The organism is Flavobacterium sp. SH_e, assembly GCF_025717045.1.
Classification (GTDB): domain Bacteria; phylum Bacteroidota; class Bacteroidia; order Flavobacteriales; family Flavobacteriaceae; genus Flavobacterium.
Window position 1 is genome coordinate 894232 of sequence record NZ_JAOVZN010000006.1, and the last position, 18430, is coordinate 912661.

Annotated in this window: 20 protein-coding genes; 7 read left to right on the plus strand and 13 right to left on the minus strand. The window is 32.9% G+C overall.

What is annotated here, in order from left to right:
* Nucleotides 1–5 precede the first annotated feature (5 nt).
* The 9 genes from OD917_RS14690 to ahcY all read right to left on the minus strand — a co-directional run bounded on the left by OD917_RS14690 (nucleotide 6) and on the right by ahcY (nucleotide 8568).
* Entirely contained in the window at nucleotides 6–614 is a 609-nt protein-coding gene (locus OD917_RS14690; RefSeq protein ID WP_263524191.1) for an alpha-ketoglutarate-dependent dioxygenase AlkB family protein, read from the minus strand.
* The gene (locus tag OD917_RS14695) at nucleotides 601–846 is read right to left on the minus strand and encodes an Ada metal-binding domain-containing protein (RefSeq protein ID WP_263524192.1); all 246 of its coding nucleotides are present in this window, start codon (nucleotides 844–846) and stop codon (nucleotides 601–603) included. Before OD917_RS14695 ends, OD917_RS14690 begins: the two co-directional genes overlap by 14 nt.
* A 101-nt stretch (nucleotides 847–947) precedes the next feature.
* The gene (locus OD917_RS14700) at nucleotides 948–1661 is read right to left on the minus strand and encodes a 2OG-Fe(II) oxygenase (protein WP_263524193.1); all 714 of its coding nucleotides are present in this window, start codon (nucleotides 1659–1661) and stop codon (nucleotides 948–950) included.
* A gap of 79 nt (nucleotides 1662–1740) precedes the next feature.
* The gene (locus tag OD917_RS14705) at nucleotides 1741–2583 is read right to left on the minus strand and encodes a bifunctional helix-turn-helix domain-containing protein/methylated-DNA--[protein]-cysteine S-methyltransferase (RefSeq protein WP_263524194.1); all 843 of its coding nucleotides are present in this window, start codon (nucleotides 2581–2583) and stop codon (nucleotides 1741–1743) included.
* A 149-nt stretch (nucleotides 2584–2732) separates the two neighbouring features.
* Nucleotides 2733–3065: a DMT family transporter gene (locus OD917_RS14710; RefSeq protein ID WP_111288101.1), complete on the minus strand. Its 333-nt coding sequence runs from the start codon at nucleotides 3063–3065 to the stop codon at nucleotides 2733–2735.
* A 41-nt stretch (nucleotides 3066–3106) separates the two neighbouring features.
* A complete protein-coding gene (locus OD917_RS14715; RefSeq protein ID WP_263524195.1) occupies nucleotides 3107–4189 on the minus strand; it encodes a WG repeat-containing protein in 1083 nt (360 codons plus the stop codon).
* 11 nt (nucleotides 4190–4200) lie between these two features.
* On the minus strand, nucleotides 4201–4485 hold the full coding sequence (locus tag OD917_RS14720) for a hypothetical protein (RefSeq protein ID WP_263524196.1): 285 nt from the start codon (nucleotides 4483–4485) through the stop codon (nucleotides 4201–4203).
* Between the two features lie 232 nt (nucleotides 4486–4717).
* Nucleotides 4718–7036 (minus strand): patatin-like phospholipase family protein, encoded by a 2319-nt coding sequence (locus OD917_RS14725; protein WP_263524197.1) that lies wholly within the window; start codon nucleotides 7034–7036, stop codon nucleotides 4718–4720.
* 215 nt (nucleotides 7037–7251) lie between these two features.
* Nucleotides 7252–8568 carry an adenosylhomocysteinase gene (gene ahcY, locus OD917_RS14730; protein WP_091493592.1) on the minus strand — a complete coding sequence of 439 codons (1317 nt, stop codon included), beginning with the start codon at nucleotides 8566–8568 and terminating at the stop codon, nucleotides 7252–7254.
* 317 nt (nucleotides 8569–8885) lie between these two features.
* On the opposite strand from ahcY, the gene OD917_RS14735 reads away from it, so the two are divergent.
* On the plus strand, nucleotides 8886–9536 hold the full coding sequence (locus OD917_RS14735) for a 4'-phosphopantetheinyl transferase family protein (RefSeq protein WP_263524198.1): 651 nt from the start codon (nucleotides 8886–8888) through the stop codon (nucleotides 9534–9536).
* Between the two features lie 47 nt (nucleotides 9537–9583).
* Here OD917_RS14735 and OD917_RS14740 read toward each other — a convergent pair whose 3' ends face one another.
* The 3 genes from OD917_RS14740 to OD917_RS14750 form a co-directional block, all read right to left on the minus strand.
* On the minus strand, nucleotides 9584–9982 hold the full coding sequence (locus OD917_RS14740) for a group III truncated hemoglobin (protein WP_263524199.1): 399 nt from the start codon (nucleotides 9980–9982) through the stop codon (nucleotides 9584–9586).
* On the minus strand, nucleotides 9979–10266 hold the full coding sequence (locus OD917_RS14745; RefSeq protein ID WP_263524200.1) for a hypothetical protein: 288 nt from the start codon (nucleotides 10264–10266) through the stop codon (nucleotides 9979–9981). Before OD917_RS14745 ends, OD917_RS14740 begins: the two co-directional genes overlap by 4 nt.
* Before the next feature lie 81 nt (nucleotides 10267–10347).
* Entirely contained in the window at nucleotides 10348–10944 is a 597-nt protein-coding gene (locus tag OD917_RS14750) for a Crp/Fnr family transcriptional regulator (RefSeq protein ID WP_263524201.1), read from the minus strand.
* A gap of 94 nt (nucleotides 10945–11038) precedes the next feature.
* Between OD917_RS14750 and OD917_RS14755 the strand changes: the two genes are divergently transcribed.
* The 5 genes from OD917_RS14755 (at nucleotide 11039) to OD917_RS14775 (ending at nucleotide 17325) form a co-directional block, all read left to right on the plus strand.
* Entirely contained in the window at nucleotides 11039–11767 is a 729-nt protein-coding gene (locus tag OD917_RS14755; protein WP_263524202.1) for a geranylgeranylglyceryl/heptaprenylglyceryl phosphate synthase, read from the plus strand.
* Nucleotides 11768–11792: 25 nt separating this feature from the next.
* Complete coding sequence (gene pnuC / locus OD917_RS14760; protein ID WP_263524203.1) at nucleotides 11793–12416, plus strand: nicotinamide riboside transporter PnuC; 624 nt, start codon at nucleotides 11793–11795, stop codon at nucleotides 12414–12416.
* Nucleotides 12377–14491 carry a DUF4301 family protein gene (locus OD917_RS14765; protein ID WP_263524204.1) on the plus strand — a complete coding sequence of 705 codons (2115 nt, stop codon included), beginning with the start codon at nucleotides 12377–12379 and terminating at the stop codon, nucleotides 14489–14491. Before pnuC ends, OD917_RS14765 begins: the two co-directional genes overlap by 40 nt.
* A 1-nt stretch (nucleotide 14492) precedes the next feature.
* Entirely contained in the window at nucleotides 14493–14894 is a 402-nt protein-coding gene (gene arfB, locus OD917_RS14770) for an alternative ribosome rescue aminoacyl-tRNA hydrolase ArfB (RefSeq protein ID WP_263524205.1), read from the plus strand.
* A gap of 268 nt (nucleotides 14895–15162) precedes the next feature.
* Nucleotides 15163–17325 carry a TonB-dependent receptor gene (locus tag OD917_RS14775; protein WP_263524206.1) on the plus strand — a complete coding sequence of 721 codons (2163 nt, stop codon included), beginning with the start codon at nucleotides 15163–15165 and terminating at the stop codon, nucleotides 17323–17325.
* 51 nt (nucleotides 17326–17376) lie between these two features.
* Here OD917_RS14775 and OD917_RS14780 read toward each other — a convergent pair whose 3' ends face one another.
* A complete protein-coding gene (locus OD917_RS14780) occupies nucleotides 17377–17793 on the minus strand; it encodes a Rieske (2Fe-2S) protein (RefSeq protein WP_111288071.1) in 417 nt (138 codons plus the stop codon).
* 156 nt (nucleotides 17794–17949) lie between these two features.
* On the opposite strand from OD917_RS14780, the gene greA reads away from it, so the two are divergent.
* The gene (greA, locus tag OD917_RS14785) at nucleotides 17950–18426 is read left to right on the plus strand and encodes a transcription elongation factor GreA (protein ID WP_111288069.1); all 477 of its coding nucleotides are present in this window, start codon (nucleotides 17950–17952) and stop codon (nucleotides 18424–18426) included.
* Nucleotides 18427–18430: the final 4 nt, after the last annotated feature.

An 18430-nucleotide genomic window follows, 5' to 3' on the forward strand; every position in this document is an offset into this window, starting at 1 on the left:
AATTATTATCTCACAATAGTTCTAAAAGTCAAATTTACTCGAGGTTTTTGAGTTGTTTTTGTTGGAGGTAATCGATGCAGCCAATGCGTTTGTGTTTCATCTTTCATAACCAATAAACTTCCATGTTCCAAAATCATGGAAACGGTTTCTTTCGTTTCTTTATGTTTGAAGGCGAATTTACGTTCGGCACCAAAACTTACCGATCCAATTGCTCCATTTTTCTTCAAATCCTTTTCTGCATCGCTATGCCACGCCATTCCTTCTTCGCCCGTATGATATAAATTCAAAAGACAAGAATTGAAAGTTTCTCCCGTTTTTTCTTCAATGATTTTCTTTAATTTTAAAAGTTCAGGAGTCCAAGGCAACGCTTTTTTGGTTGTATTCGAATACGTATATTCAAATTCTTGATCGCCGTACCAAGCTACTTTTCGTTTGGTTAAAATTAATTTTCCGAAGATCACAGCTTCGTCATTTTTCCATTCAATTGTATTTAATAAAATATCGCGATAGAAATCGGCTTCTTGTCTGGAGAAGCATTTTCCATAATAATTTACCGTTCCATCTTTCGGAAGCAGATTTGTATTTTCGTCTTTTTGAGGATTAAATAAGTCCATTTTTCCATTTTTGATATTCCGATCTCATACAATGTCCGCAAGGTCTGAAACCATTTTGTTTAGCATCATTTTCAGATAAAAAGAAAACCCGATTTTCTTTTTTCATTCTTTTTCCCGAAGAACATTTAAGCGTTCCGTAGATTTTTAATTTTTGGTTGCCACCGAAACAAATTTCCGCATTTTTAATTTTACTACGAAGATCTGAATCTGAAATTTTATTGTGTTTGATCATATTCGTTTTACGTTAATTTTTCCGCCACGAATTCACGAATTAAACTAATTTTACACGCACAGATTTTAAAAATAATTCGTGAATTTGTGGCGGAAAAATATTCATGAAAGGGCATCGTGAAAAATAATTCCCAATGTAAAACGTTCACCAGAATGAACTTCACTAACACCGTGTTTCATATTCACACGATAATATCCTTTTGTACCTTTTACGGGTTTAAAATGGGTTGTAAAAACTAGAATATCTCCTTTTCTGGGTTTCAAAACAATCGCTTTAGATTGTGCTCTTGGAGTTTGTTGAGTCAACACAAATTCACCTCCAGTAAAATCCTCATCTGGTTCATTTAGAAAAAGCACAATTTGAATAGGAAAATATATATCTCCATATAAGTCTTGATGCAAAGTATTGAATCCGCTTTTTCCATATTTTAAAATCAAAACCGTTGCTTTCAACTGATTATTGTCGTGGCATTGTTTTAATAATTCTGAATGCGTTTTTGGAAAAACAGTATTAATATTGAGAGCTTTCATCCAAGAATTGGCAATCGGAGCGAGTTTCGGATAAATTGAAGTTCGAATATTTTGAATTAAATCGGGAAGCGGATAATTGAAATATTTGTATTCGCCTAAACCAAATCGATAACGTTCCATAACAACTGTTTTTCGGTATGTAGATGGATTATCATAATCGAATTTTAAATCTTCGCATTGTTCATTATTAAGCACTTTTGGAATAATGGCGAATCCATTTTCGTGCATAGATTCGGTGATGCTTTCCCAGTCTTGAGAAGCAATTTTTGATTGTATATTTTGCATAAGAATTTGAGATGTACTAAAGTTTCCATTGATGAAGAATCATTGGAATTTGGAATTTTTAAATTGGGATTTTAACTCTTTATGGATTTACTTGCGCACCTTCCCAACCAATAATGGCTGTTTTTCTAGTATTTCCCCACATGTAACCGCCAAAAACTCCTGAAGACTGAATTACGCGATGACAAGGAATAAGAAACGCAACAGGATTACTTCCAATTGCAGTTCCGACGGCGCGAGAAGCATTTGGTTTTTGAATTTGATTTGCAATTGTTCCGTAAGTAGAAAGCTGTCCCATTGGGATTTTCAGTAAAGTTTCCCAAACTTTCAATTGAAAATCGGTTCCTTTTAAATGAAGTTTAATTTCAGATAATTTGCTCCAGTCATTTTGGAAAATAAATAGTGCATTTTGCTGAGATAAATCCAGTTTTTTCGAAAATTGAGCATTCGGGAATTTATCTTTCAAAGCAATAAATCCAGTGATTTCATCTTCGGCGAAAGCCATAAAACAAACGCCTTTTTGAGTAGACGCAACAATAATATTTCCAAATGGACTTTCGGCAAAACTGTAATTGATCTCAAGATTTTTTCCTCCGTTTTTATATTCGGCAGGTGTCATTCCTTCGATATTTACAAATAAATCATGAAGTCGGCTGGTTCCTGAAAGTCCAGTTTCAAAAGCGGTCTCAGAAATTGTTGCTTGATTTTCTTTAAGTAACTTTTTGGCGTGTTCGATACTTGTGTATTGTAAAAACTTCTTCGGACTCGTTCCCGCCCATTCGCTAAAAAGTCGTTGAAAGTGAAACGGACTCAAATGTACTTTTTCTGCAACTTCATCCAGATTGGGTTGCTCTTTAAAATTAGCTTTGATATAATCTATAGCTTCAGCGATACGATTATAATTTATGGTTTCCTGTGTGTTCATCTTCTTTCCATTTTTATAATACAAATATCGATTGGTTTCTAAAGTTATAAAATCCGAAACTTGCGGAAATGCTTTTTTGTTGTTTTAGTTTCAAGTTTCAGGTTTCACGTTACAGCATAACTTGAAACCTGAAACCTGAAACTTCAATTCTAATGTGCCACAGTCTTAGAAAAAACATTAATTACAATAACGCCAATTACAATTAAGGCAAGACCAATAATTGCTGGTAAATCTGGAATTTCTTTGAAGAAAATAGCGCCAATAATAGTGATTAAAACAATGCCTACACCAGACCAAATTGCATAAGCAAAACCAACCGGAATGGTTCTAATAGCAAAACTCAAACAATAAAAAGCACCACAATAGCCAATAATGGTAATAATACTTGGAAGCAATTTGGTGAATTCTTCAGATTTTTTTAATGCTGAGGTTGCAATGATTTCGAATATTATAGCGAGAAATAAAAATAGAAAATTCTTCATAATTCACTTTTTTACAAAGTTAGACTTTAAAGCGGAAAGAATTATTTAAGATTATCTTTTCTCGAAGAAACACTAATCAATTGATATCCGTTTTCTGTTCGTAGAAACTCAAAGTGATCTTGCCCGCGATCGGTGTTGTTTTTTGGATTGATTATAACATCCATTGTTGGGTACATCCAATCTTTAGATTCTCTGCAATTGTTGAAGTAAACATCGTATTCGCCTGTTTCAAAAATAAATTGGTTTAATCCGTCAGAAGAAATAAAATAATCTGTTTTGGGATTTTTAAGTTCTTGAAGTTTTAGTTTTATATAAGTATAATTCTGACTGATAAATTTAGTTTTAGGCGAGTTGATCCAACCGTCTGGTTCTTTCCAATAGATGATTTTTTCGAAAGCATGCTTTTCTAAATTTGTTTTAGACAAGTCTTTAAGTAAATTGATTTCTAGCCAATACTTAAATTCTTTGTTATAATTAATGAACGAGTAATATTGTCCATCGACGCCAAGAAAACTATCTCTTGTTTTGTCTTTACTTGGTTCTTTCGATTTTTCTATAGAATAAAAATTTAAATCGTCGCTATAAGCGAAATTTTCAACAAGGATTTTGTTATTGATGTCAATTAGGAATTCTTTTCCGCCAGTCCAAGTAAAATGTTCATCGTCAATTTTTGTTCTTATTGCATCTTTTAAAACAATAGTCATTCCGTTTCTTACTTTGGTGATGGAGCTGTACTCTGCTGGAATTGCAATTTTTCCTTCGGCATTAAATACTCCCATTTTATCTGTTTTAGAATCTCTAAATCTTATAAAGCCTTCATTTTCGCAATCGGGGCTATTATCAAAACTGTATAAACTGTCTCGACCGACTATTTTTCCTTTTTTGGTTAAATAATAACTTTTCCATTTTCCGTTTTCTTCTTCAGAAACAGCCATTATGTTTTCGAATTTTTGTGCGATTGTAAAGCCAGTAAATTTTGGTTCTATTTTGACTACTCCGTTTTTGTCTTTAAATCCCGTAAGTGTGCTGTCTTTATTTGAGAATGAAGTCCAAATGTCATTGCTTTGGGCGAATACCGAGCAAGTAAAAAGGGCGAATATAAAAAATGCAATAATCTTTTTCATGCGAAATGAATTTATCTAAGATGAACTTCAGCTTCGTTGTTTTTTGATTCTTCAAAACAATCGGAACATAGCATTTTGAAATCGGCGAGAGATTGAAAAGTTTCTGTCCATTCTTCTCCATTGTCCAAAAGATATTGCTCGCAGGAACCACACCAAGCAATTTGTGGAAGATCTTCCTCGGCTTCTGAATAGAAAAATCCAACTTGATTTTTTGAATCTATTGCAGTTGCGATATGAATGCAGGTAAAAGACATTTCTTTTGAGCCGTGAATGTCACAGGAAATTTTTTCGATCATTTTTTGAATTTAAATAGCTTTAAGTCCAAATTTAAAGCTATAAACTAAAAAAACTGTAAATGTCTTGTTAATTTAAATCGTTCTTGATTTACGTGAGCGTGAGGGATAGGAGCTGGCTACCGAAGTAGCGCGGATAGCCCGACATAATTTAAGAAAAGGCCTTTTCTTAAATTATGGCACGCCCAGATTATTTTAGATTTCTGAATTGAGATTTTAGATTTAATTGTTTCTCTCACGGATTGAGTGATAGTCCTACGCTGAAAAATAATCTTACTTTGTCTATGTTATTTATCCAAGAAGTGTCAAAATGAATCGGGCCTAGAATGGACTGATAGGAAATTGCTGCGCCTCCAGAGATTACTAGACTAGGTTCAAAATTATCATCCCAGTTTCCTTTTGGGCTAAAGGCATGATCTATATAATCGTTAAAAGTATTAAAACCAACGGTTGCGATATTGAAATGAGGTGTCACATAAATTTTTCCGGTAATATTTACTTGAGACCCAATTTTAAGGCCCATATATTGCGTAACATTGAGTTCGTCTTCATGCAGTCCAGCAAAAGAAAAACGATAACTGCCTGAGCTTGGTATGATGCCACCTATGAAATATTTTGATGCGTAACCAAAATCTGAAAACGGAATATCATTATGTTTGAGTTTGTCTTGAAAAATAAAATAAGAATCGAATCCTACTATTCCTGTAATTTTCTTTTTTAGGGAGAGCCTCTTTTCAAAACTAAAACCAAATTTTGTGTAGCCATTTGTTGAGCCAGAGATGCTTGTTATATCTGGGTCAGAATATGAGGAATTAATATTGGTAAGAAATGATCTAGCTATATTTGATTTTATGATTGTTCCGTTTGTAGCAAAGAAAACTTTATCCATATCATTATAAGAATAATGCATGTTGAATTCGATGTTATTAAAGTTGTAATTGGTTAATGAAATTGAGTTCGGATTGTATTCTCTATCATATTTTGGTTTTAAATTAGTGTAATGATAGTTTAGTCCAAAACCTAAATAGCTTTTCAGAGAATTCAGATTCCTGTTTATCTCATTGTTGATTTCTAGAGTATTATAAAGTATATTATCTGAAGCTTTACCGTTAATATAAATTTCCTGTCTCAGCAAAGCACCATAAGCTTCAGATGCCCACCACCATTCTCTATGGCCTCCAAAATTTTTCTGGTAATTGATTCTTGCTTTTGGCTGTTCAGCAATATCAGCAGTTATTAAAAGGCGGGAAGCATCTGCCAAGACGTTTCTTCCAGTGTAATTAAAAATAATTCCAACCCCTCTATAAGTATCATAATGAATCGAGGTATTGAGTTGGTTTTTAGCGCGTTCAAATCCAAATAATGTAATTCCGAGTTTGTCCTTATCTTTAATAAAATAACTATATGTAATCTCTTCAAAAAGATTCGTCCCCATTGCTCGATTAATTCCAGCTATTAAATCTTTGGTGGTATATGTTACATGGGTTTTAAGATTGGCTCTTCCAACGACCAATGGCATATTCTCAGGGCTTATTTTTTTATAAACGATAGTGTCAAGAACAAATTCTTTGGGCATATCGGGCAATTTGTGTGTTCGTTGCGGAAATGCTTTTAGTTTTTCGGATAGCGCAATTAAAGCTGGAAGATTTTGATTTGTTGCTATTTTTCCATCTTTGTAGATTTCGTTACTATCTGCAAAATCGGCTGTTGAGAAACGGAGATTGGGCAGGTGATCAACTAATATGGTGCATAAATCGCGGTTTGCAGGATTCTTAATATTACTCGGAAACATGCTGGTTTGCATTAATACGGTCATAATATTATTCAGCTTATCAACTGGCTCCATTCCGCCACCCACGTCACTGCCAATAATAATGTCAGCGCCCATTTGTTTGGCAACATCGGTGGGGAAATTATTTAATACCCCGCCATCTACCAATACTGATTTTTCATAAGGCATTGGTTTGAAAATGGCAGGCAAAGACATGCTGGCTCTCATGGCGTAAGCCAAACTACCTTTGCTTAAAATGACTTCTTTACCTTCAGCGAGATCAGTGGCCATTGCTCTAAAAGGTATCGGAAGACTGTCAAAATCTTTAACATTATATACAGGAAAGGTTAATTCAGAAAGGTATTCTCTTAGATTTTGATCGTTTAAGAGAGAACCAATACTATTAAGTTTTCCGTCTTTAATACCAATTCCGACTAGATATCTTTGAAATTCTCTTTTTTCTTCGGCACTTACAGCTCGTAATGATTGGCCTCCGCCTAAGAGTTTATCCCAATAAATATCTTTAGTGATTTTTTCTATACTATCACCAGAATATCCCATTGCATACAAACCGCCAATAATGCTTCCCATACTGTTTCCAACAATAAGGTCTGGAACAATATGCAAAGAATCTAGTTTCTGTAAAAGAGGAATATGCGCAATTCCTTTTGCGCCACCACCGCTTAAGACCAATACGACTTTAGGCTTTTTTTCCTGAGAAAAAATAAGCTGTGGAAGACACAATAAAAAAAAGAAGACGAGTAAATAAGATGTTTTTTTCAAGTGCGTACTGTTTAAGTATTTGAGAAATAGGTTCTTATTCTAGTTATTAAAAGTAAGCAGATATTTATAAACGTACAATTTTTTGATAAAAATGTTTCGCTTGAAACATAAAAACAGAAAACCCGACAGGTTTTAAAAATCTGTCGGGTTTGAATATGTAATAGAAGAAATCTAATCCCGAGGCTTCGGGACAGAAATCTTCAATCTAAATTTATTTAGTATCTGTAGTATTCTGGTTTAAATGGACCTTGAACTTCAACACCAATATAAGCAGCTTGATCTTCTCTAAGAACTTCAAGTTCAACACCTAATTTAGCTAGGTGTAAAGCAGCAACTTTTTCATCTAAATGTTTTGGTAACATGTAAACTTCATTTTTGTAAGCTGCGCTGTTGTTCCACAATTCGATTTGAGCTAAAGTCTGGTTTGTAAATGAGTTACTCATTACAAAACTTGGGTGACCTGTAGCACAACCAAGGTTTACTAAACGACCTTCAGCCAAGATAATGATATCTTTTCCGTTGATGTTGTATTTGTCAACCTGAGGTTTGATTTCGATTTTAGATGCACCGTGGTTTTTGTTTAACCAAGCCATATCAATTTCGTTATCGAAGTGACCAATGTTACAAACAACAGTTTTGTCTTTCATTTGCTCGAAGTGCTCTCCAAGAACGATATCTTTGTTTCCTGTAGTTGTAATGATGATATCAGCATTAGCAATTACAGTGTTTAATTTTTTAACTTCATAACCGTCCATTGCAGCTTGTAAAGCACAAATTGGATCGATTTCAGTAACAGTTACAATAGAACCAGCACCTCTGAAAGAAGCAGCAGTTCCTTTTCCGACGTCACCATATCCGCAAACTACAACTCTTTTTCCAGCCAACATTAAGTCAGTTGCACGACGTACAGCATCAACAGCAGATTCTTTACATCCGTATTTGTTATCAAATTTAGATTTAGTAACAGAGTCGTTAATGTTGATTGCAGGCATTGGCAAAGTTCCAGCTTTTACTCTTTCGTAAAGTCTGTGAACACCAGTTGTAGTTTCTTCAGAAAGACCTTTAATTCCAGGAACTAATTCTGGGTAACGGTCAATAACCATGTTAGTTAAATCTCCACCGTCATCAAGAATCATGTTCAATGGTTTTCTGTCTTCACCAAAGAATAAAGTTTGCTCAATACACCAGTCAAATGACTCTTCGTCAAGACCTTTCCAAGCATAAACAGAGATTCCAGCAGCAGCAATAGCAGCAGCAGCCTGATCTTGAGTAGAGAAAATGTTACAAGAAGACCAAGTAACTTCTGCACCAAGAGCAATTAAAGTTTCGATTAAAACAGCAGTTTGAATCGTCATGTGCAAACATCCAGCAATACGAGCACCTTTTAATGGTTGTTCGTCTTTATATTCAGCGCGAAGTGCCATTAAACCTGGCATTTCAGCTTCAGCTAGTTCAATTTCTTTTCTTCCCCAAGCCGCTAGAGAAATGTCTTTTACTTTATAAGCCACATAAGGCGTAGTTGTAGTACTCATTTATATTATATTTGTATAATTGTAAATTTTTTGCAAATTTACGGAATACCTTTTTATTTTTACTAATTTCTGTGAGATTTGTGAAATCTTTAATTTCTTAATCTTTAGAATGTTACTTTAAAAATTGTTTTTAACCACATAAGTGATGTAAGTTCATTTAAAAAAGATTCTGAAACTATTACCTTTGTCGCGAAATGCTTATATTTACTAATGCATTCTTTAAGCCAACAGTTATATTTTCTTAAATGACTTATATGGTTTAAAATTTACCACCAATAATTTATAATTAACCATTTACAATTTATAATTAAAAAGAAATGCCTCTATTTCAGACCATACAATTTGATGAAACGACTAAAATCTTAATTTGGGAAATTACAGAATCTCTCGAAGAATTATTGAGCAAAGTCGTGTTGAAAGAAAAAACGCAGAAGAGATTGGACGGAATGAAATCGCAGATGCATCAGCGCGCTTTTTTGAGCGTTCGTATGCTAATTCAGGAAATGGGATTTACGGATAAAGATTTACATTATGACGAATTTGGGAAACCGTATTTTGATTGTCATAATCATATTTCAATTACGCATTCTTATCATTTTGCAGCAATAATTATAAGCCACGAAAAAGTAGGAATTGATATGGAATTGCAACGTGAAAAAATTCAGAGAATTGCTGATAAATTCACAGATTATGAGTGCGATTATTTAGATCCATCAACTACAGAAGAATATATAAAAAAACTTACCGTTATCTGGGGAGCCAAAGAAGCAATCTTTAAAATTAGAAATGAAAAAGGTATAAGTTTTAAAGATCATATCAATGTGAGCAACTTTTCTTTAGATGAAACCCAAACGCAGGCAAGTCTTCATTTTGATGATCTGATAAAGGACTTTAATGTACATTATCAGGAAATTGAATCAGATAATTTTGAGGGTAAGTTTACTTTGGTTTATGCTTTTGAGAAATAAAATTTCAATTTAAAAATTCCAAATTCCAAATTCCAAGATTTAGATATTTAAACTTCACTTTCTTTTTGTCTGTGTTGGAACATACTCATATACAAAAAAGTACTCATTTTTCTGGCACGTCTTTTTAATGTTTCGGCGTTTTCTCCTTCAAAATGTTCGTCAATAGTTTGGAACCAATGATTAAGCCAGATTCCGAATTCGGTTATAGTGATTTTTTCGTCAAAATGTGCGTCAACTTCATTGTGTACCGCATGTGGATTGCCTTTATATTTACGAACGCCAAATAGATTTGTCTCCCAAAAATCAGTTAGTTTTTCGAGGTGCAAATCCCAGTCGGTTATCATTTCATTAAAATAAAAGCCGATTTCTCGATCGGCTCTTATTTTAGTATAAAATTGATGTACTAAAAAAGAAACATCAGTTCTATTTTCTATTTGTTTTTTCATAGAATCAAACTATTTAAAAGTATAAAAAACAAACTTAAAGTTGCGCTTAGCATAATAAGATTGAAAACTACTTTGTGTTTCATTTGTGCCAATATAGAAGTATTTGCGAAAACACAAGCCAAAACTATAATTGCTAGTTGAATCATTTGTGGGATAGAAGTTCCGTTAGCTAAGACATACATAGCCGCAGCGCCTCCTAAACAGCTTTGTCCAATTACTGCCATTGCAGCAGAACCCATATAATTTCTATTGAAAATGTCGAATGTTGTTTGGTATAGTGTCATGATATTCAGATTTTTATATGACAAAGATACGCCCACAATACAACTACATTTTATGATTAAAATCATAAAACGAGAACTTTTTTATCTGTATACTTTTCGATTAATAATCTTCAATTCGCCTTTTTTCTCCAATGCTTTTATAGCTCTAATGACCGTTTCTACACGTAAACCAGTCAAATCTCCAATTTGCTGTCTTGTAAAATTAATAAGATAACCGTTTTCGTCTTTTTGAAAATTAAAATAAGCAATTCCGTGATCGATGAGTTTTAAAACGCGATGTTCGGGTTCGTGTGTCGAAATTTCGGCAGCCATAACTGATTTATAATACAATCTCTGCGCTAGATTTTCAATTATTTGAATACTCACTTTTGGATTTTCTTCTAAAAGCTTCATGAAGTTTTCTTTTGGAAGAATGAAGATTTCAGCATTTTCAACAGCAATGGCATTCGCAGGATATTTTTGATTTAAAAATAGAGGAGGTTCACCAAAAGATTGTCCTTTATAAAATATACCTTGAATAAATTCGCGTCCGTCGTCATTATAATTACTCATTTTGATTTCACCAGAAATGATCTGATAATAGTTTAAAGGAAGATTCCCTTCTTCAAAAATAATATCGTTTCGATCAAAAGATTTTTTGGTTACGCCGTATTTCTGTAGTAATTCAATTGTAATCATAATGTATTATTTGCGTTATCAAAAGACATTAGGCAAATATAATTCATTCAAAATAGTTCTTCTCCATTAAAAAACTTTTACTTTTACACCCAAGATGCAAGAACAAATACTCACTATTCGACAACAAATTTTAGAGGCTAAAAGTAATGGTCAGAAACTGCTGGCAGTACTTTTGGATCCAGATAAAATTGTAATGGAAAATTTAGATCATTTAATCGAAAAAATTAATCAGTCGCCTGCTACTCATATTTTTGTTGGAGGAAGTATTGTTCAAAACAATATTTTAGAAGAATTAATATTGGAGTTAAAACAAAAAACAAATTTGCCCGTTATTTTGTTTCCAGGAGATCCTTCGCAAATTTCTTCAAAAGCTGACGGTATTTTGTTTCTTTCTTTATTATCAGGAAGAAATCCAGATTATCTGATTGAATATCAAGTTCAAGCAGCTCCAATTCTTAAGAAAACCAATCTCGAAGTAATTTCTACAGGATATATTTTAATAGAAAGCGGTAACGAAACGGCTGTTGCTCGTGTTAGCAAAACAAAGCCATTAAGCCGTGAAAATCTTGATTTGGTTTTAGCAACTGCGCTCGCAGGAGAAATGTTAGGAAATCAATTGATTTATTTAGAAGCGGGAAGTGGTGCAAAACAACCCGTTCCAACAGAAATGATTGAGTTAATTGCGCAGAATATTGAAATTCCTATTATTGTTGGTGGAGGAATTGTAGATTTGCAAGGAATTCAAAAAGCTTATAATGCTGGAGCAGATTTAGTTGTTATTGGAACAGCTTTTGAAAACAACAGTCATTTTTTTGAATCATAAATGCCACTAATCAAAAAACATTTCCATGATAGATTTTTTTCTAGAAAGTTATAAGAATGCTCCATTATGGCATATCGCTTTGGAGTTTTTAGTCTTTGTTTGTGGAATTTTGAGTGTATGGTTTGCTAAAAAAGAAAATATTTGGGTTTACCCAACAGGATTAATTGCTACGGCAATATCGGTTTATTTGCTTTACGTAGCAGGTTATATGGGAGACATGATTATCAATGCCTATTTTTCAATTATGAGTATTTATGGTTGGTATGTTTGGGCAAAAGGAGGAACGACTGAAGACAATCTGCCGATAACTCGTACAACCTTTAATGAAAAAATAATCGGAATCTTACTGTTTATTGTCACGGTTTTTGTAGTTTTCGGCATTTATAAATATTTTGGTTATGAAATTCATCACGACAATTATGTTGACATGATTTCGTCTGGAATATTTTTCGCAGGAATGTGGTACATGGCCAGAAAAAAAATAGAAAACTGGACACTTTGGATTATTGGTGATATTATTGTTGTGCCTCTCTACGCTTATCGTGGTTTAGGGATGTTGTCACTTCAGTATATAATTTTTACAATTTTGGCTATTTCAGCTTATTTAGAATGGAGAAAGATCTTAGACAGCAAAAAACAACCATCATAAAAATTGCTTTGTTTGGACCTGAAAGTACAGGTAAAACAACCTTAGCAAAACAACTTGCAGATTACTATGAAACCGAATGGGTTCCTGAATTTGCACGCGATTATCTGCAAGAAAAATGGGAGGAAAATAAGCATATTTGTGTAGCTGATGACATGATGCCTATTGCTTACGGTCAGACTGCATTAGAAAATGAAAGATTAAAAAAGGCAAAAAAATATCTGTTTTGTGATACTAATCTAATGGTAACAAAAGTATTTTCTGAAATATATTATGGTTTTTGCGATCCGCTTTTAAACGAAGCGGCATTGAATCACGAATATGATTTGGTCTTTTTAACAGATATTGATGTTCCTTGGGAGAAAGATGATATTCGTGATACTCCAAACGGAAGAGAAACTGTATTTTCTGTTTTCAAACAAACTTTAATCGACACCAAAAAGCCCTTCATAACATTATCAGGAGATAAGGAGACACGTTTGGAAAAAGCAATTACTATTGTTAATAATTTGACTATTGCGAAAGAAAAAGGTTTTTCGTCTTCCGATTTTATTCAAATCTATGAAAGAGGAATTCCTTTTGAAAATATTTTAAAACAGCTTGAAATTTTTGATAACGGAATAGCAAAGAGTAATCTTGTAAGTCCTGCAACAATTGGAAATGGAATTTTAAGTTTATCTGAAGCCGATTTCCAAGAAAAAGCTTCTTTTTTTGATAATCAAAAAGAAAAATTAAAGATTAAAAAGTTTGTTCCAGCTTCTGGTGCTGCGACAAGAATGTACAAATTCTTAACAGCTTTTTTGAATGATTTTGATATTAAAAAAGAAACAATAAATGCGTATATTAATAGAATAAATGATAAAGAACTTGCCATTTTTATTGTTGGTATGGAGAAGTTTCCTTTTTTCACAGCAGTCGATAAAAAATTAAGAGAAATTTATCCTGATTTTGAGTCTTTAGATAGAGATTATAAAAATTATTATTTTATAAAATTATTGCTGTCGCCAGATTATTATAATTCGGCAAATAAACCTAAGGCTGTTTTGCCTTTTCACCAATATAAAACGCATATTGCCAATCCAATTGAAGAACATTTAAATGAATGTATTCATTATGCTACTTCAGAAAAGGTTTCTAATTTGCATTTTACTGTATCAGAAATTCACCAAAACTTATTTTATAAAGGAGTTGATGAGGTTATAGAAAAAATTGAAGAACCGTCTGGCGTAAAAATTAATATTGGGTATTCGTATCAAAGTAAAAGCACTGACTCTATTACTATTGATGAGAACAACAAATTGGTAAAAGATAAAAATGATAATTTAATTTTTAGACCAGGCGGACATGGAGCTTTAATTGAAAATTTAAATAATCTTGATGCCGATGTAATTTTTATAAAAAACATTGATAATGTAATTCAGAATCATATTGAACAAACTACATTGTATAAAAAAGCTTTGGCAGGCGTTTTGGTAGAAATGCAGCAAAAAGTTTTTTCTTATTTGAAAGCAATCGATCAGAATGAAATTAAAGAAAATCATGTAGAAGAAATTGTTTTATTTTTAAAAGAAAAATTAAACATTGAGATGGGTAATGATTTCAATAAATTTACTTTTGAAAATAAGATATACAAGATCAAAGAGATTTTAAATAGACCAATCCGTGTTTGCGGAATGGTGAAAAATGAAGGAGAGCCTGGCGGCGGTCCGTTTTGGGTCATGAATGATAAAGGCGTAATCTCTCTTCAAATTGTTGAAACTTCTCAAGTAGATTTAACTAATAAAAAACAACAGACCATTTTAGCCGAATCAACACATTTTAATCCGGTAGATTTGGTTTGCGGTATAAAAAACTACAAAAACGAAAAATTTAATTTACTTCAATTTGTAGATCAAAATACAGGTTTCATTGTAGAGAAAAGTGTTGATGGAAAAGCGGTTAAAAATTATGAATTACCAGGTTTATGGAATGGTTCAATGGCAAATTGGCTAACGGTTTTTGTTGCTGTTCCTCTGATTACTTTTAATCCCGTAAAAACAGTAAACGATTTGCTAAAAGCAGCGCATCAGCCACAATAAAATGGATATAGAAAAAATCATATCAGAATTAAATTTTAAAGCTGTTCGAAGCAGTGGTTCGGGTGGGCAAAACGTAAATAAAGTTTCGTCAAAAGTAGTTCTGAATTTTGATTTGAATACTTCTCAAGCTTTATCTGATGAAGAAAAATTCCTTTTGCAACAAAATATAGCAGCAAGATTAACTTCTGAAAATATCTTGATTTTAAATTGCGATGAAGATAGGAGCCAGCTTAAAAATAAAGAAATTGTAACAAAACGATTTCTTGAAATTATTAAAAAAGGTTTGTACGTTCCGAAAGTTAGAAAAGCGACAAAAGTTCCAAAAGCGGTAATTAAAAAGAGAATTAAAGACAAAAAGAATATTTCTGATTTGAAGCAATCAAGAAGAAGACCCGATTTTTAGCATTAAGACTGCAGAATTAAGTATTAATAAATCCAAAAATGAAAAATCTTAATACTTAATACATTTATCTTAATACTTTTTTATATTTGCATTGTCTCAAAGGGGTGCTCTAAATAACGAGCTGAGATCATACCCAAAGAACCTGAGCGAGTAATGTTGCTAAGGGAAAAAACGACAATATCGAGCGTGCACACTTTATCTTGTCGTGAAACACATTTATTAATTTAACAAAAGAATAATTCCCCCTTTTATTCGTAATTCTTTACGAATGAAAACTTTTTTTTTAGGTGCTAAGGCACAGAGGTACAAAGGTTCAGAGGTTGAAAATCTTAAGAGAACCAAATCTATTTTCTTTATTCTATTTTCTTTATTCTATTCTCTATTCTCTTTTGCACAACAGCAAGATTCTACAAAAGTAAATTCTCTAGATGAGGTTTTGGTTTCTGCAGTTCGTGTTACTTCTAAGACTCCGGTGAGTTTTAGTAATATGGATAAAAAAGAAATTAAGTATAGAAATTTAGGTCAGGATATTCCTGTTCTAATGAACTATCTTCCTTCGGTTGTAACGACTTCAGATGCTGGTAACGGTGTTGGTTACACTGGAATTCGAGTTCGTGGAAGTGATGCTACACGTGTAAACGTAACGATAAATGGAATTCCGTACAATGATGCAGAAAGTCAGGGAACATTTTGGGTTAATATGCCCGATTTTGCTTCTTCTGTAGAAAGTCTTCAATTGCAACGCGGAGTTGGAACATCTACAAATGGCGCAGGTGCTTTTGGTGCGAGCTTAAATATGCTAACTGACAGTTATGCTAATAAAGCAACTGGCGAAATTTCAAGCTCTGCTGGATCATTCAATACAATAAAAAATACGGTAAAATTCAGCACAGGTTTGTTGAATGATCATTTTGAAATTGCAGGACGTTTATCGGCAATAAAATCACAAGGATATATTGATCGCGCAAGTTCAGATTTAAAATCATATTTCTTGCAGGGAACTTATGTTGGCAAAACAACTTTGATTAAAGCTTTAGTTTTTGGCGGAACCGAAAAAACGTATCAATCCTGGAACGGAATTGATGGTGAAACTTTAAGCACAAATCGTACTTTCAATTCGGCAGGTATGTATACAGATGAAGCAGGAAATGTTCGTTTTTATGATAATGAAACCGATAATTACAAACAAGATCATTATCAATTACATTGGAGCGAATCTATTTCTGATAAATGGAGCACAAACTTTGCACTTCATTATACAAAAGGAAAAGGTTATTACGAAAATTACAAGGAAGATGCAGATATGGCTGAATATAATCTGGATCCAGTTGGAAGTGTAACAACGACAGATTTAGTACGCCAAAAATGGTTAGATAATGACTTTTACGGAACTACTTTCTCTGCTAAATATGTCACAGAAAAGCTAAACGTTATTTTGGGCGGAGGCTGGAACAAATATGAAGGTGATCATTTCGGAAAAGTAATCTGGGCAAGATATGCTTCTCAATCTGAACTTGGAGATCATTATTACGATGATTTTTCTACAAAAACAGATGGGAACATTTTCGCGAAAGCAAATTATCAATTAACAGAAAAGTTAAGTTTATATGGCGATTTGCAATACAGAAATGTAAAATATAAAGCTAATAGTGCAGAAACAGGTTTAGTTGATGATAATTTCAACTTCTTTAATCCGAAAGCGGGTTTGAATTACGAAATCAGTCAAAAAAGCACTTTGTATTTTTCTTATGCACGAGCAAATCGTGAACCTAACAGAACTGATTATGAAGGAGGAAATGTAAAACCAGAGAAATTGAATGATTTTGAATTAGGATGGAGATTCAATTCTGAAAAATTTCAATTGAATTCGAATGTATATTACATGGCATACAAAGACCAATTGATTTTAACTGGAAGATTGGATGATGTTGGAAATCCGATTCGTGCAAATACGGAGAAAAGCTACCGTTTAGGCTTAGAAGTTGATGCAACAATTGCACTTTCTGATAAATTCACTTTAAGACCGAACTTTACTTTAAGCAGCAACAAAAATGTTGATTTAGCTGTAGATGGAGAATATTACGGAACAACTAAAATTGCTTATTCTCCAGAAGTTATTGCAGGAAACGTTATTGTATTTAAGCCAATTGAAGGATTATATCTTTCATTATTGCAAAAATACGTTGGAGAACAGTTCATGAACAATATCGAACTTCCATCAGCAAAATTGGCAGATTATTTTGTAAATGATTTTAATGCTTCTTACGAAATAAAAACAAAATCAATTTTTAAATCGATTACCATAACTGGAATGGTTAATAATATCTTCGATAAAAAATATGTTTCAAATGGATACATGTGGGATATTTATCCTTACTATTACCCGCAAGCTGGGACAAATTTCTTAGTTGGTTTGAATTTGAAATTCTAATTAAGTTGGATTATAAAAAAAGCCTGAAAATTTACTTTCAGGCTTTTTTATTTAATTATAAACGTGAACTACAGTTCCAGAAGCTTCGACGCGATATTGTTTCATCGGATATTCTTTTCCTCCAAGTCCTGTAAATAAGTTGTATTGAGTTTTATCGCAAGGACAAACAGCGTAAATTCCGTCAATTGTCATGGCCGTACAAGATGTAAGCGCTTGATTTGGGCAAGCTGCATCAAAAGCAGTAAAAGTTCCTTCACCAGTTTTCATTACTATAATTCCTTTTGCGCCATAATTGGCAACATAAACGGGATTACTAGGATACAGCAATTTGTTATATGTTGGCAAATTGGCATCAAGATATGCGTTTACGGGATAATTAGGAATATAAGGATTATTATTGCTTCTGTTGTTTTCACTGCAAGAGAACAAAACAGCGGTAAATGCGATAAAGAACCAGATTTTTTTCATTATTTTAATAGGAATTAGTTAAAACAAAAATAATTATTTAGATTTGAAATCTATATGATTAACATATAATTATGTACTATTAAAAATTATAGTATATTTGTGGTAAGAAAATCCCGTCGCGATGGGATTTTTTGTATTTATATAAACGATGAAGTTATGAGTAAAGTATCTTATTATACAGCTGAAGGATTAAAAAAATTAAAAGATGAGTTGGAGCACCTTAAAAGTGTAATGCGTCCAAAGGCATCTCAAGATATTGCAGACGCGAGAGATAAAGGCGATTTGTCTGAAAATGCAGAATATGATGCAGCAAAAGAAGCACAGGGTTTATTAGAAATGAGAATTTCTAAACTAGAAGAAGTATACGCAAACGCAAGATTAATTGACGAATCTCAACTAGATGTTTCTAAAGTTTTAGTTTTATCGAATGTAAAAATTAAAAACCAAAGCAACGGAATGGAGATGAAATATACGCTTGTTGCTGAAAGTGAAGCAGATTTAAAAACAGGAAAAATCTCTGTAACTTCTCCTATTGGAAAAGGTTTGCTAGGGAAATCTGTTGGAGAAGTAGCTGAAATTACAGTTCCAAACGGAGTTTTAAAATTCGAAATTCTTGAAATTTCAAGAGACTAATTTT